Origin of the sequence: Siminovitchia thermophila (assembly GCF_016909185.1) — a bacterium.
Classification (GTDB): Bacteria; Bacillota; Bacilli; order Bacillales; family Bacillaceae_C; genus Siminovitchia; species Siminovitchia thermophila.
This window is the reverse complement of sequence record NZ_JAFBFH010000008.1, coordinates 1-14005: the sequence shown is the minus strand read 5'-3', so window position 1 is coordinate 14005 and position 14005 is coordinate 1. Positions and strand designations below refer to the sequence as shown.

At 40.1% G+C, this 14005-nt stretch carries 11 protein-coding genes and 5 pseudogenes; 13 read left to right on the top strand and 3 right to left on the bottom strand.

Annotated elements, in window-relative coordinates; genetic code table 11:
* The first annotated feature begins 221 nt into the window (after window positions 1-221).
* The 3 genes from JOC94_RS22855 to JOC94_RS07235 all read left to right on the top strand — a co-directional run bounded on the left by JOC94_RS22855 (window position 222) and on the right by JOC94_RS07235 (window position 1889).
* Complete coding sequence (locus JOC94_RS22855) at window positions 222-686, top strand: LLM class flavin-dependent oxidoreductase (protein WP_236017011.1); 465 nt, start codon at window positions 222-224, stop codon at window positions 684-686.
* Between the two features lie 105 nt (window positions 687-791).
* The gene (locus JOC94_RS07240; RefSeq protein ID WP_077112465.1) at window positions 792-1598 is read left to right on the top strand and encodes a metal-dependent hydrolase; all 807 of its coding nucleotides are present in this window, start codon (window positions 792-794) and stop codon (window positions 1596-1598) included.
* 66 nt (window positions 1599-1664) lie between these two features.
* Complete coding sequence (locus JOC94_RS07235; protein ID WP_077112462.1) at window positions 1665-1889, top strand: hypothetical protein; 225 nt, start codon at window positions 1665-1667, stop codon at window positions 1887-1889.
* 1772 nt (window positions 1890-3661) lie between these two features.
* Here JOC94_RS07235 and JOC94_RS07230 read toward each other — a convergent pair.
* Both JOC94_RS07230 and JOC94_RS07225 read right to left on the bottom strand, forming a co-directional pair.
* On the bottom strand, window positions 3662-4348 hold the full coding sequence (locus JOC94_RS07230; RefSeq protein ID WP_408021908.1) for a Crp/Fnr family transcriptional regulator: 687 nt from the start codon (window positions 4346-4348) through the stop codon (window positions 3662-3664).
* Window positions 4349-4547: 199 nt separating this feature from the next.
* Entirely contained in the window at window positions 4548-5117 is a 570-nt protein-coding gene (locus tag JOC94_RS07225; protein ID WP_077112459.1) for a biotin transporter BioY, read from the bottom strand.
* A gap of 499 nt (window positions 5118-5616) precedes the next feature.
* On the opposite strand from JOC94_RS07225, the gene JOC94_RS07220 reads away from it, so the two are divergent.
* Complete coding sequence (locus JOC94_RS07220; RefSeq protein WP_077112457.1) at window positions 5617-6135, top strand: hypothetical protein; 519 nt, start codon at window positions 5617-5619, stop codon at window positions 6133-6135.
* A gap of 225 nt (window positions 6136-6360) precedes the next feature.
* Here JOC94_RS07220 and JOC94_RS23640 read toward each other — a convergent pair.
* A pseudogene (locus JOC94_RS23640) lies at window positions 6361-6432 on the bottom strand (YxeA family protein); the annotation flags it as partial.
* On the opposite strand from JOC94_RS23640, the pseudogene JOC94_RS23355 reads away from it, so the two are divergent.
* The 9 genes and pseudogenes from JOC94_RS23355 to JOC94_RS07170 form a co-directional block, all read left to right on the top strand.
* Window positions 6427-6995 (top strand): annotated as a pseudogene (locus JOC94_RS23355) (Tn3 family transposase); the annotation flags it as partial. The pseudogenes JOC94_RS23640 and JOC94_RS23355 overlap by 6 nt on opposite strands.
* Window positions 6956-7696 (top strand): annotated as a pseudogene (locus tag JOC94_RS22840) (ParA family protein). The pseudogenes JOC94_RS23355 and JOC94_RS22840, both read left to right, overlap by 40 nt.
* Window positions 7697-7698: 2 nt before the next feature.
* Window positions 7699-8541: pseudogene (locus JOC94_RS07200) on the top strand (IS4 family transposase); the annotation flags it as partial.
* 399 nt (window positions 8542-8940) lie between these two features.
* Window positions 8941-9618 (top strand): annotated as a pseudogene (locus JOC94_RS07195) (ABC transporter ATP-binding protein); the annotation flags it as partial.
* 401 nt (window positions 9619-10019) lie between these two features.
* Entirely contained in the window at window positions 10020-10664 is a 645-nt protein-coding gene (locus tag JOC94_RS07190; protein WP_139345663.1) for a hypothetical protein, read from the top strand.
* A gap of 15 nt (window positions 10665-10679) precedes the next feature.
* Window positions 10680-11441, top strand: coding sequence for an ABC transporter permease (locus JOC94_RS07185; RefSeq protein WP_077112449.1), 762 nt, complete (start codon window positions 10680-10682; stop codon window positions 11439-11441).
* Window positions 11442-11489: 48 nt separating this feature from the next.
* A complete protein-coding gene (locus JOC94_RS07180) occupies window positions 11490-12827 on the top strand; it encodes a lanthionine synthetase C family protein (RefSeq protein ID WP_077112447.1) in 1338 nt (445 codons plus the stop codon).
* A 72-nt stretch (window positions 12828-12899) separates the two neighbouring features.
* Complete coding sequence (locus tag JOC94_RS07175) at window positions 12900-13607, top strand: response regulator transcription factor (RefSeq protein WP_077112445.1); 708 nt, start codon at window positions 12900-12902, stop codon at window positions 13605-13607.
* Window positions 13604-13939, top strand: a complete 336-nt coding sequence (locus JOC94_RS07170; protein ID WP_205178958.1) for a histidine kinase dimerization/phospho-acceptor domain-containing protein — start codon at window positions 13604-13606, stop codon at window positions 13937-13939. The genes JOC94_RS07175 and JOC94_RS07170 overlap by 4 nt, the downstream gene beginning before the upstream one ends.
* Window positions 13940-14005 lie beyond the last annotated feature (66 nt).

Below are 14005 nucleotides of genomic sequence, written 5' to 3'. Positions count from 1 at the left end.
AAATCTTGGATTGGGAAGCGGGTATTTACCCCGGGTTTCATATTGACGAAAAGGATAAAGCCTTTCGATTTAACGACGCGCTGGCGGTACTCGAAAAGGCGTGGACTGGAGAAACATTTTCTCATAGAGGGGAATACTTTTTGATGTGAAATTGGAGATGTTACCGAAGCAAAAAGAAGTTCCTACTTGGATAGGCACATTAAGTCCAAGGGGAGCGGAATTTGTCGCGAAGATGGGATATAGCATTTATGGGCGTTCCTTATGTGGCGAGCAAGTCTATTTCAGAGTTGAAAGAAATAATTGATCGCTACAAGAACGTGTACCGTGAATCTGGCCATGATGAAAAGAAAATAAACATTCCGCTCGCTGTCCATACATTTGTCGCTGAATCACGGGAGGAAGCGAGAGAAATCGCAAAGAAACATGTAAATCTTTATTTGGATACACGTCAATACGGCAGGAATGCGCAATTTGAAGACCTTGAAGAGCGGGCACAATTGCTGATTGGCTCTCCGGAAGATGTGATTAACCGCTTGAAGAAGTATGAGGATGCTGGCTGTGACCATATTATGATGCTGATGAATTTTGGTGGCTTACCACATGAGCAAGTACTTCGTTCCATGGAATTAGTTGCTGAAAAGGTCATGCCCGCTTTTAAAGTAAAAAAAGAACCAGTTTCCTTGTAAGATTTTTTGAAATGCTGTTCGGTGTTCTTCGGCCAGATGACTGTTTGGCGCTCTCATCCATTAGCCGGTAATACTTATTTTAAAATAAATGAAGGAGGAGTTATCATGAAGGTTTTAAGACTGGGACATGCATGTTATTTGTTGACGAGCAAGGAGGGGAAACGCTATTTAATTGATCCTTTTTTGAGTTTAAACCCGGGATGTCCTGAAGAGTACACAAAGCCGGCATTTTTACGTACGATTGATGCAGTGTTTATTACTCATGGCCACTTTGATCATACCCAGGGCTTAGAAGAGGTGGAAAACGCCAATCCTGATGTTCTAATAGTGGCACAGTACGATTTTGGAATGATCTTGCTGCAAAAGGGCTATTCTAATGTTCATTTATTAAACTATGGAGGTTCTATTTACCTTGATGATGTGAAGGTCACGATGGTACAAGCGATGCATACTTCATCTTATGGTGAAACGGAAGGAACACCGATATATGGGGGCCAGCCTGCCGGGTATATATTCAATTTTCATGGCGACAGGACGCTCTATCATTCAGGAGATACTACAATGATGGCCGATATGAAGATTATTCAAGACTTTTACAAACCGAGCGTGGCCATCCTTTCAGCCTCGGGGCAGTTTGTAATGGGACCTGAAGAGGCGGCATATGTTGTGAAACATCTGCTTGATGTTGAATACGTGATTCCGAACCATCAATTTCCGAACAGCCACACCACACCCCGGCCCGACGTTTTGGAAGTCATGGTTCAACAGTTTCCGGTAATTGAAACGATGATGAATAAAGATGAAAAGCTGCTACATCTGTTGGAGGATGATGATAAAACAGAGGTCATCATCCTCAACTACGGAGAAGAAAAAGAGTTTTCTATTTTGGAGGAGGCCTCTGTATATAAGTAATATTGGCATGATAATGAATTTCAGTTACACGAGGATTGCGGGGAGGTGAGAAACGAGTAGTGTAGCATGGTCCGTGCCACCGGAACCGGAGAAAACCACAGAAAAATCAGTCAACTATTCTTTTTAAGGAGTCACTCTCTGGTTGATCTTGCAGGTTGGGGTGGAGACTTACTTACAGTTACCGGTGAAGCAGCCAATTCTTCGAAACACTCAACACCATATGATGCAGCAATGGAAGTGATTGGCCATAAAGACGAAAGTGAAGCATGTTTAGCTCTGATGATTTACTAGCTGATATTGATGCTGTTAATATAGGAAAGATTTTGCTCAGTAGTAATAGAAAACTAAATGAAGTTGTCAAAGAGTATTATTCTTTTTTGTATCTAACTAGATACTCGTCCTTCTTGATGAATAGATTTTTTGGGGATCTTAAGCTAGTAAAATCTCAAAGTGAATATTTGTTGAATTCTAGCGAGCCAGGAATTCTTGAGCTGAGGTGGAAATGTACGGGTGTATTTGACGTTCCTCCCTATTCACTTAGTGACGGACAACTAGTAGCTTCAGCATTCAGAGACACCATAAGCAAGAAAATGAACAAACAGTAGGATTTAAAACACCGAGCCTGTTCAATAGTAGCGAAAGGCTCGGTTACTTATCTTTTTTATATTCAATAAGAACATCTATATATCCTGAAGTGCTTTTCTTCAAGTAAGATACTTTCAAGGTGTTTGGATCAATCCACTCTAATTGATAACTACCCGTACGAAACGGTTGAAATCCACGATAGCCTCTTATGGTCGATAAATTATGAGAAATGGATTTTTAGTTATTTGATATAATTCACTGACAGTTGATTCAATGACGAGAAATTCTTCTTTACCGTCGGGTGAAGTAAAATGAGTGTATTCTAAACGGTCATACGTTATCCAGTGTGAAAATATTTTCATGAATATAATCACAACGCCTATGGTTATAAAAAGTCTTTTAATAACGATATCTTTGATGCTTTGTGATAATACAACCAATCCAGAAATAATTACCAAGATTGTTAGGAATAGGCTTATTTCCATGTGGTTAAATCCGTTTGGTTGAATTCCTAACTGTAAATAAAGGCCCTTGCTTTTAAGAATGATGAGACTAATAGATAGTAGAACACTGCCAATTAAAACAGCTAGTGATAATCTTTTACGAGCTTTGATACATTTCGCCTCTGATCAAATGATAGAAAGAATGATCAAAATATAAAAGTTGTGTTTCATTTTACCGGCACCTTACATGCGGGATCAAGTGAAACTTCATTCAGTAGGAGTTTTCTTCCATCTCCTACTGATGTTAGTTGAACCAATCGGGCATTTAGGTGCCGTTTTCTCACACTTAGACCTTTTGTATCACCCTCATGTTTTGAAGTGGGAGTTTTACGGCACCTTACATGCCGGATAAATTGTCCTAGTGTATGATACGCAAGCTTTTAAGCGTAGTCAACATATGCGGGAATAGCTCGAGCTGAAGATCCCGCAGGAAAGCGACCTTTGCTTTCCGAGGAAGCTGAAGAGAGCTGCGGAAAGCGAAATATGTTGATGTTGCGATGATAGGGATTTTTTTACACAAATAAACCGAACATTATAAATGAATTGTTCGGTTTTGCTATTTCGTATTTGCTTATAAAGGCTTTTTCCCATGTCCCCATTGACTGTAGGAGAAATCTTGGAGAAGTGAAAAACGATATCGATTCTGTTGGCGGAACAAATTGCGAAAACCGCCATCGCCATGCAGGGGGCTGATTGGACTGGCGCCCGTTTGGAATGAAAAAACCAAAAATCGCATAACGCCTTAGGAACTTAGCTTTTTCTTGTTTTAAGCAAATGTAATCCTAATCCGAATAGGGCAATACCTATAAATGATCCGATGGTAAAAGACAATGAAAAGTATCCGGATATCAGATATATGATCAACATGCTCACTACATAGCCTGCCGCAAAACTATAAAAAAATTTGGGGTGCATTGGGTTGATCCTCCTCACAATCATAGATTACAAGATTAGTGGTGTTTACAGAGCACACTCTTAATCTATTCTGCAAATGTCGACAGGGCAGTTTTCGCAATGGATTTCATCTTTTAAGAATTGGAGGTCGTGGATGATGATGTTTCCATCAGCGATAGAAATGACTCCGTCTTTTTTTAAAGCTCCAAGAAGACGGTTGACGACCTCGCGGCTCATGCCGCAAAAGTTGGCAAGCTCTTGGTTTGTCAAAGATAAGTCAATGATTATTCCATTGTCTGTTTTTATGCCATAGCTGTTTGTCATACGAATGAGTGTTGAATAGAGAGCGCCCTTTTTTCCATGCAATATAAGGTCGCGGAATTTAGAATGGGTTTTTTGATGGTGAATGCCCATCATTTTCATGAATTCGGCGGAAAGTCCGGGATTGATTAACAAATTCTCTTCCAGATCATCTTTATGGATGATGGCGCATTCACAGTCTTCGATTGCTTTGGCATGAACTGTGTATGTTGAAAGTGTGCAAAAAAGCCGCACTTCACTAATAAAGTCTTCGGCATTTACAATTCTGAAGGTAATTTCCCGGCCGTCAGGCGTTATTTTTCCGATTCGTACTTTGCCGGATTTAATATAATAAATTTCGTTTGCTTTGTCACCTTCCTGAAAAAGATACGCCCCTTTTTTCCATGTTTTTTCTTTGTGCCGGATTAATAGCAGATCGTGTAAATTAACGGGCTCCTGTTCTGTCAAATTCATGGGTATCCCCACCTGACATGTTATTTTTTCAAGACGTATTCGTCTTTACTCTATAGTATACCACGGCGCAAAGCGGAGTTTCACTTTGATTATGACTTTATTTTATTTTTAGAAAATAGCCGTTGTACTTCGGTAACTTGTTCGCGGAAACGCCCAAATAAGGATGAATTGTGTAAAGCAGTCGGCTCCACATTTAAGCGGATTTTTCTTTTGGCGCGAACAATATGTTGGCAATTGTTAGTCTTTTACGTACAATAACCCCGATCCAGGAAGCGAGTGCCGCTTTCAAAAGGCCGACCACAATAAACGGTGCAAAAGCACTGGCGAATGCCGCTGGCCAGCTCAAGTTGGCAGCTATTTTGAGCCAAGCAGTTCCAAATAACAGTGTAATAAACATCCCGATTGTATTGGCAATCATTGCTTGGGTAAATTTGAAGGCTGTTTTTTCCAGGTACCAGCCTACGAAAAAGGCTGTCGGAATAAACCCGACGATAAAGCCGCCTGTTGGCCCGACCAGTACGGAAAAGCCGCCCGAAAACTGGCTAAAAACAGGGATTCCGACAGCTCCCATTAAAATATAGAGCAAAACTGATAATGTTCCATATCTTGCACCAAGAATGGTGGCGGCAAGCCCGATGGCTAGCGTTTGCCCTGTAATAGGCACTAACGGAAGCGGTATGGTAATTTGTGCAAAGATGCCGATTATGGCCGCAAACAGTGACGCAATCATCATTCCTCTTAGCTTTTGCCGGTCCGGTGTCATTCTTTTCCCTCCAATTGTTAACCAGATATAAAAACAAGGTTTCATTTAATTTAATGGTTGGAGAGGGTTTTGTCAATCATTTGTTGAAATAGGTTCTGTAACGAACGAGTGTTTGAGAATCAGGCAACGCTCATATGTTGAAAGGCAGCCAATATGAACACCGGAGAGAACTGGAGCGGCCGCCAAGCTATTCTACAAGTTGCTCGGCACGTCAGCTTCCACGGTTCATCGCTGTGCCAGCCTCATGCGCCGTGAATTGCGATAGAAAGTCATCCAGCATCGTCTATCATCCGATATGTCGATATAACGCAACGTGACGGCCGGAGAAGAATGACCAAAAAATCCTTTGCAGCATGGCCACATTTTTATGTTCCTGGTAAAAGTTGTAGCCGAAACGTCTTTCTGAATGTATGGGTTCCAATCGGTCCCGGAATATCACATGCTGCAGCTGCTTCATTTAAATCTGCCACGCTTGCCCCCGTAGAGGAGGGAAAATGGTGTGAACCATAATACATTTGGTGTATTGTATAACAAATTTGGTTCCAATCATAACAGGTTTGGTTTGCCGAAAAAGCAGGGGCGGAAACTTTTGTTTATGAGCATAATCTATCCATACGTTCCCATCCTCCATATTTTTCAAAATCCTTGCACATCCGTCTTGTATTTTACTCCGGTTCCCGGTTGGCCGTTGCGTGTAATGCCGGAAGCGTTTTTGCTGGTCATTCCCGCATTTCTGGCCTATATGCTGTCGGATATCCCGGCAGAAGGGCGCATCTACATTCTGGCAGAAGATGACGCCATCCAAGGTCTGCAACAGACCAGGCGGTTTGAACAGATCAAAAAGGCGGATGTTTTCAAAAACGATACGGAAAGCGGAAGCGAATATTTCGTCTATGCAGAAGTGATATCTTATTTTCTTTCCGGGACTGCCAGCTGTGGTATAGCCTGCGAACTGATAGCATGTAGGCTTTGGGATTTCCCGCCCTCTCCGGTAAGTGACTTTCTTCATCTTCTGTAATGATAAAAAAAAGATGAAAATCATGCCTGTAAAACGTGTTTTTCTTTCAATAATCCATTTCCATTCTCCTATCTTTCATACGACGCCAATCCACTTGTCACGCAGCATATGGACTGGTTAGAAAAACGGCTTAGTGAAGAACAATTTTCATATAAAAAATTCAAAACAGACTTATATGCAGTTTCATTACAAAAAGATGGGGTCACTCCCTACGAACAAGAAGTATACACCTTTTTTATCAGAGTAGTAGACGCGTAGGAATGTATCTTTACGAAGGTTTTTTTGAGCATCAAATTCTATTTTCAAAAAGACGGAAAAGCTTAATGAAAAGGTTCGTTTATACGCAAAAGTTGGAAAGGCTTTAATTGAAGCAAAAGAATTAGAACAAGACCCATTTGAATCTTTACAATCTATCATTTCATGGGAACAATTTGTAAAATCAGTGGAACAGGCTGAAGAACTAGCCAGACCAGCAGAATTTGATTATTTAGATCTACTAGATAATCATTATGGACATTTTCGGAAATTTGCACCTAGATTATTAAGAACGTATGTATTTAAAGCTTCTAAAGCGAGCCATACTTTATTTCGGGCACTAGAGATGTTAAAGGAAATAAACCAAACAGGAAAAAGAAAAATCCCTGAAACAGCTCCGATGGAAATGGTTCAAGCATGTGATGAAAGAAAATGGTATTGATCGTCATTACTATGAGTTCGGTATCTTTTCAGAATTATGTAATCATCTTCGTTCTGGGGACATGTGGGTCGTAGGAAGTAGACAATATAAGGATTTTGAAGAATATCTTTTACCTCAAGAAAAATGGAAAGCATTAAAGGAGAAAAATCAAGTTCCACTATCTCCAAAGGCGGTTGTGCCAAGTCAACATCCAGCGGGATTACGTCCTATCTGTTAAACCGGGAGGAAAAAGTTTTGGCAGTGGATATGGACGGTCAGGGGAACTTGACAAGCCTGCTGACCGGGAAGTTTGACATCTGCAATGTGTTTGAGGAGAAGACGGTCCTGGAGGCCATCTTAACCGGGGATGCACGCCAAATACATTATTAATATCAAGGATAACCTGGCCTGCTTCCAGCGAATGATTTTTTGGCCACGTTGACCAAGAAAATGTTTGAAAAAGAGCTTAAATTGGATGCCTTGGAAAAGGCGTTGCAGCCAGTGTTGGAAGACTACGACTGGATTATTATCGATACTCCGCCCTCTTTGTCTGAGCAGACCCTAATGCCATTGAATACAAAGTCGGACGGCGGTAGCTATGTGGTGATCATGTTTGACGGCTCCATGTTTACATACTACGCGATCCCGAAATTTTTGGATATCGTCCAGGCTTCCAGGGAGTTCTTGAATCCTGATCTGCAAGTGGCTGGCATCCTGTTTAGTTTGATAGATGCTAGAGTAAAAGAAAATGAGCCTATGCAAGAGGCTATTGAACAAGAATATCCTAACTTAACTTTCCAATCTATTATCAAACGAAAAGCGACTACCCGCCGTATTGCAATAGAGGGATTTTTTGATAACCACGAACTTGCCAGTGCGGTTTAATACTAGATCCAGCTATCCTTTCAACGCTGTTCCTGGATCTTGTGAGGAAGATTCAAGAATTTCGCCATCCCAGCACAAGGAATTTGCCCCTTAAAATCATTGATTTAAGTACGCTTCCACTGAGTCTGACGAACTACAAAAAATGGGCAGAATTCCGGAAGACCAAAGCTGGCGTAAAGCTTCATCTGCGTCTCGTTTTCATGGACAAGGACACCGTCTATCCTGAAAAGGCAGTCATCACGGTAGCGAAAGAACATGATAGAAACCAGCTGGAGGTTCTCGTGGATGACAAGGAAGCCATGTATGTGTTTGACCGTGGATACGTCGACTATGAACGTTTCGACCGCATGACAGATGAGGGCTATTTCTTCGTATCCAGACTGAAGAAGAATGCCGTCATCCGTGAGGTGGAATCCGTCTCCCTGCCTGAGGGAAGCACGGTCATATCGGATAAGATGGTGCTTATCGGTTCTACTTAAAACCGAGCGGAAAACTTTTTTCGGCTGTTAGAAGTGGTAGGTACCAAAGGGAATGTCCTTCGGCTGATCACCAACCGGTTTGATCTGGAAGCCGCCGAAGTAAGTGAGATCTACCGTTCGCGCTGGGCAATTGAGCTATTCTTCAAATGGCTCAAGCAACATGTAGAGATCAAACACTTCTATGGAATGAGTGAAACAGCGATACAAAACCAGATCTACCTGGCGCTCATTACCTAATGCCTGCATATGCTCATCCAGTTGGAGACGAAGAGTAAGAAAACACTACTTCGTATCAGCCGATGGCTAAAGGCAGCCACTTGGAAGCCCGCATACGTATGGATTCGGCGTTTTGAAGAGAAAACTTAGCTTATTGTTTGTCGTCGTCCCCTCTGTATAATTGTATATTTTTACCAAATGGACATTGCCACCTTTGCTTAAGGCTTTGCCTTTTTGGCACTTTTTCATGAAATTTTATTTACAGAATAGTTAAATATATTTTGTGCGACGCTAGTGAATATAGATCTGTCTTTTTTATTTATGAAACCCGAGATTACCTCTTATTAACCCATTAGTTTCAAATGATATATTTTCATTTTGACTTAAAACAGCAGTGTTTGATAAATCTGTAACAACAAAATCCTTTGGCTTATCTTCCCTTGTTAAGAAAAAAGTAAGAATTAAGAAAAAGATTCTTAAATATATAATGATAATATATTTGCAAATAAAACAGTTTTCCTGCAATGGGAAGCAGAGTGGGGTGCATGCATGGATCCGAAGGTTTTAGAAGTGCGAAGTGTATCAAAATCGATAAAACGAAGAAAATTGCTTCATGATGTTAACTTTGATATAGAGAAGGGTGACATTTGTGGGTTTTTGGGACCAAATGGAGCCGGCAAGACGACATTAATCCGAATTATCATGGGGCTCGTAAAGCCTTCTGAAGGGGATATTCTAGTACTTGGGCATTCAGTTATAAAAAATCGGAGCCAAGCATTAAAGCGAGTTGGAGCCATTGTTGAAACGCCGATTTTTTTCGACTATATGACTGGAAGGGGAAATTTGAAGAATTTAATTAAGCTCCATCCCAATATCCCTAAGTCTGAACAAAACAAAAAAGTGGAGGAAGTGTTGAAATTAGTCGGTTTAAAGGATAGGGGCGACGATAAAGTGGCCGCCTATTCACTTGGGATGAAGCAAAGGCTGGGGATTGCTCAAGCGCTACTGGGCGACCCTGAAGTGATTATTCTGGATGAGCCGGCCAATGGGCTTGATCCAATGGGGATGAAGTTTTTGCGGGAACTGATTCTTTATTTAAGAAATGAGAAAGGGCTGACATTTTTGATATCTAGCCATTTGCTGGATGAACTGCAGCATATATGCAATAAAGTCGTCATGATTAATGAAGGCGAGCTTAAATGGAAAGGAAGAATCGATGATCTCATTGGGAAAGCCAGGTGGGTAATCGGCTGTGAACAGTCGGATAAAGCATTCTCTCTGCTAAAAGGGAAAATCCAAATTAAGAGACTTGATTTAAACACGCTTGAAGCCATATGTACGGAAGAGGAACTTCAACATATCCGAAGAGTGCTGGCTGAAGAGAAGATAGGAATAACAAGCATTGAAAAATCAGAGAGAAACTTAGAAGAAATCTTTATTGAGCTGATGGGCCAATGAGGTCATTATTCCAATGCGAATGGGAGCGGCTATGGAGCAAAAAAAGCTCCTTTCTTTTCTTATTGCTCATTCCCTTACTTGTTATTGCTACGGTCCTCCAATCACACGAAAACAATCAAGTACTTGAGAAAACGGATCCGCAGTACTCTTTTTGGTTCAATTTCCCTGTTATGAGTATTGCAGAGGTTTTTATGCTGTATTTCAATCTCGTGGCTGTTTTGATAATAATCATGAGCTTCACCCATGAATACAGAACAGGCCAGCTTAGAATGGTCCTGCAAAGAAGCCATCGTTTTTCTAGCGTGTTTTTTGCAAAGAATTTGGTAGTTTTACTTTATCTTTTTTTACTTGTGGTCTTCTATTTCATCTGTTCTTTAGTGGCGGGATGGTTCTTTTTCGACAGTGCCGAAGAAGTCTATTTGTTCTTTCAGATAGAGCCAGTGACGCCGATTTACTCTTTGGGTTACAGTGCAGTCTATTATCTTCTATCTTTTCTTTCGCTGGCAGCTGTGGCCAGTGTTACGATTTTTTTGAGCGTGATTAGCAAATCATCCACATCTGCATTTGCTGTAACAGTCGGATTTTTGCTAGTTTCGATGCTTTTTCCAGTACTGCTTGGAATGTTTGGCGAATCAATAGGCTATTCACAGTACGTCTACTTTTCCTTGATTGAGATACAGTTTAGCGGTGTTGTTCAAATGCTTACGGATAATGTGTTTTTAAAGGGGTGGATATTCGCTGTAATGATCGCTTATATTTTCTTAGGAACGGCGGCTTCACTATTGGTGTTCTTAAAAAGAGATTACTTAATTTAGAAGGAGGAAGACAAGTTGAATCGATTGCTTTCCAGTGAATGGCAAAGAATGAATAGTCGAAGAAAAAATATCTTGTTTTTTTCTATCTTTATGGTTTATATTCTGGCTCAATCTTTGCTGGCGGAGAACCTTTTTTTTACGATGGAAGAAAGTGTCCCTCTCAATTCGCTGAATTACTCTATTTTTCTTTTGAAAAAAATCTATTATTTGATGGTATTAATCATTTTGCCGGTACTGTGCATCGATAGCATTAATGGCGAGTACCAATCGGGAGGGCTTCGTCTGGTGGCAATCAGACCATTATCATTAAAAGTGATTTTATTTGCAAAATGGTTCCTCTTGATCGGTATGGTCGCTGTAATTATGGTGATCACCTTTGCAGTCGGAACGGCTTCAGGATATATATTTTACCCGAAGGCTGACTCCGTCAGTTTTTATTATGAAAATGCACCTGTTTTGGGAGTGGCGGAAGCTTACATATATCAGCTGAAGTATTATCTTGGTGTATTTTTCATTTTCATTGCCCTTATCGGAATTGCCAGTTTATTAAGTGTCATACTGCCAAATACGATTATTTCTGTAATAACTTACTTGTTTTTACTCTTTATATCCGTGTATCTCAGCGATGTATTCGATATATTGCTGTTTGGCAGCCAGGAAATGTTTGTATTTTTGCTTGAGGCAGAGTCCTCCTATTTATGGTTTCTTATACTTGTAATTGTCCTCACCTATTCTTTTACACTATTGAGATGGAATAGCCGGGATTGGGTTAAATAGAAAAATTAGTTGTTCGGGAAGGATAAGAGTGAAAGAGGAGAATTAGACATGGGAAAATTGGATGATCAATCCGCCATCATTAACATGAGGCAGATAATCAATGACATAGCTTATAAAATGAAAGATCCAAAGTGGGTTAAAGATATAGCTTGCGCAGACTCCAACCGCAATGCAGAAGGGAGGAATCCCTGGGAAAGCTGCTCTTTATCTCAGGGATATCCTGGCATCATTTTATTTTATTCAAAGCTAGATCTGTTGTATCCGGATGAAGGATGGGATGCCGTCACTCATGACTATTTAATGGCTTTACATAAGGAAATGGGAATTAATAGACTAGATGATGTATCTCTATACAGCGGATTAACAGGAATAGCCTTTGCCGTCATGCATGCTTCAAGAGGGGGGCAGCGCTATACGGGGTTCCTTCAGGAACTAAATAGTTTAGCTTTTGAAAGAATTAAACAATTCTTGAGGGAAGGGTTCGAGACTTTCGGAGAAGTAAAAGGGACTTCTCCTTTTTGGTATGATCCCATGTCAGGGCTGTCAGGCTTAGCGGTCTATTTACGGGAGCTAAGGATGGGGGAAACTGCGCAGTGTTTATATAAAGAAGTTATGGATAACCTTGTTCGTTTAACAAAAGAAATCAATATTGACGGCAAAAAGGTTCCCGGCTGGTATATTCCGAGGCAATATCAATTCAATCAAGACTATCAAACGATGTATCCTAATGGCAACTTTAATTGCGGCATGTCCCATGGTATTGCCGGCCCGCTTGCAGTTTTGGCTGGAGCCAGCCTTGAGGGTTTCGAAGTTAAGGGGCAAAGGGAAGCAATATGGGATATCTCTCAATGGTTATTAAGCAAGAAAAGAGTAAGGGAAGAAGATATTTCCTGGCCGGATATCATCTCCTTTGAGCATGAAGTGTTTGGCGAGACAAACAGCAATGTAGAGTTTCCGGATGCTTGGTGCTACGGAATGCCCGGGATTGCCTATTCCCTATATCTTGCAGGGAAAGTTCTGAATGAAAAAGGTTTAATAAGAGAAACTGTTGATGCTTATACTTCAATCATGAAAAAAGAATTAACAGATACTAGCGTGAGCGGGTTCAGTTTTTGTCATGGTGTGTCCGGGAACATGCATATCCTCCATAAAATGATAAGAAAAGAGGAAGAGTATTTTTCCCTATATAAAGAGAGATTAAATGAATATGCAAATTTGCTAATAGATCGCTATAATCCGGATACCCCCTTCGGGTTTATTGATTATGAAAACAAAGAATTACAAAAACCAGGGCTTTTAGAAGGAAGTGCCGGAATTTGTTTATCCATCTTGGAGTTTATTCATGGTGCTGACTTAAAATGGGATAGCCCTTTCTTATTATTTTAAAAAAAGTGTTAAAATTTTAAATAGGATGTGATAGGATCAAAGTGTATCTAAAAAATCGTTGAGGTGATACTCATGGGTCTTTCCAAGATACTGGTTGCCGAAGATGACAAAGAGATTAGTTATTTAATTCAGAGAACACTGAAAAATGAAGGATATGATACTCAACTTGTTGATAATGGAAAAGATGCGCTGGAATGTATAAATAGCTTTGATTATGATTTGATCATTTTGGATATCATGATGCCAAAAATGGATGGATTGGAAGTGCTGCAGCACATCAGACAACATAAAAATACACCCGTGATGATCATAAGCGCCAAGGGGGGAGAACAGGATAAAGTATTAGGTTTAGGGATTGGAGCTGATGATTATATTTCTAAGCCTTTTTTTATTGGCGAATTCCTTGCAAGAGTGAAAGCCCAGCTCAGACGCTACCTTTATCTTAATGAAATAAACAATGAAGAACCCAAAAAAATTCTTAAATCTAATGATTTAGAGTTGAACCGAGATACATATGAAGTCAAAATTAAAAATAGAAAAATTATGTTAACGGCTAAGGAATTTGCCATTCTGGAGCTTCTGCTTTCTCAGCCTGCAAAAGTATTCAGCAAAACACAAATCTTTTCCCAAATCTGGAAAGAGGATTTCCTTACTGACGATAATACAGTCATGGTTCATATTAATCGCTTGCGCAATAAAATCGAAGCAGACCCTTCTGCCCCAAAATATATTCAGACCGTATGGGGAATTGGCTATCGGTTTGCAGGTGATAAAAAATGATGTGGCTGATTCTCATCTTGTTGGCGATTATTGTGCTGGGATTTATTTATGATAAGATTTCCATCAATAAACAAATCGTGAAAATTCAAAGGGATATAGAAGAGTCTATATCTAACGATTTTATTACTCATTTGCGAGTGCACTATTCCAACACTCAATTGACAAGTCTTGTAAATTCCATGAATCGTTTTATGAAGAAATATCATCAAAAAAGAGAAAAGACAAATTTTCTTGAAATAGAAAGAAAGAAAATGATTACAAATATCTCCCATGATATACGGACCCCTCTTACCTCCATATTAGGATATACTCTCGGCATTCCAAACGAGTAAATTCCTGAATTCCCAAAAATTTACTGGAAATGGAGTGTAATCTGATGAGGAGATGGTCATTTTCAT

What these genes read in the sequence shown, in the direction of transcription:
- JOC94_RS07180 (WP_077112447.1), top strand. Translation starts at nt 11,490, where the DNA reads ATGGGAAAATTGGATGATCAATCCGCCATCATTAACATGAGGCAGATA.
- JOC94_RS07170 (WP_205178958.1), top strand. Translation starts at nt 13,604, where the DNA reads ATGATGTGGCTGATTCTCATCTTGTTGGCGATTATTGTGCTGGGATTT.
- JOC94_RS07235 (WP_077112462.1), top strand. Translation starts at nt 1,665, where the DNA reads ATGGTCCGTGCCACCGGAACCGGAGAAAACCACAGAAAAATCAGTCAA.
- JOC94_RS07240 (WP_077112465.1), top strand. Translation starts at nt 792, where the DNA reads ATGAAGGTTTTAAGACTGGGACATGCATGTTATTTGTTGACGAGCAAG.
- JOC94_RS07225 (WP_077112459.1), bottom strand. Translation starts at nt 5,117, where the DNA reads ATGACACCGGACCGGCAAAAGCTAAGAGGAATGATGATTGCGTCACTG.
- JOC94_RS07190 (WP_139345663.1), top strand. Translation starts at nt 10,020, where the DNA reads ATGAGTATTGCAGAGGTTTTTATGCTGTATTTCAATCTCGTGGCTGTT.
- JOC94_RS07175 (WP_077112445.1), top strand. Translation starts at nt 12,900, where the DNA reads ATGGGTCTTTCCAAGATACTGGTTGCCGAAGATGACAAAGAGATTAGT.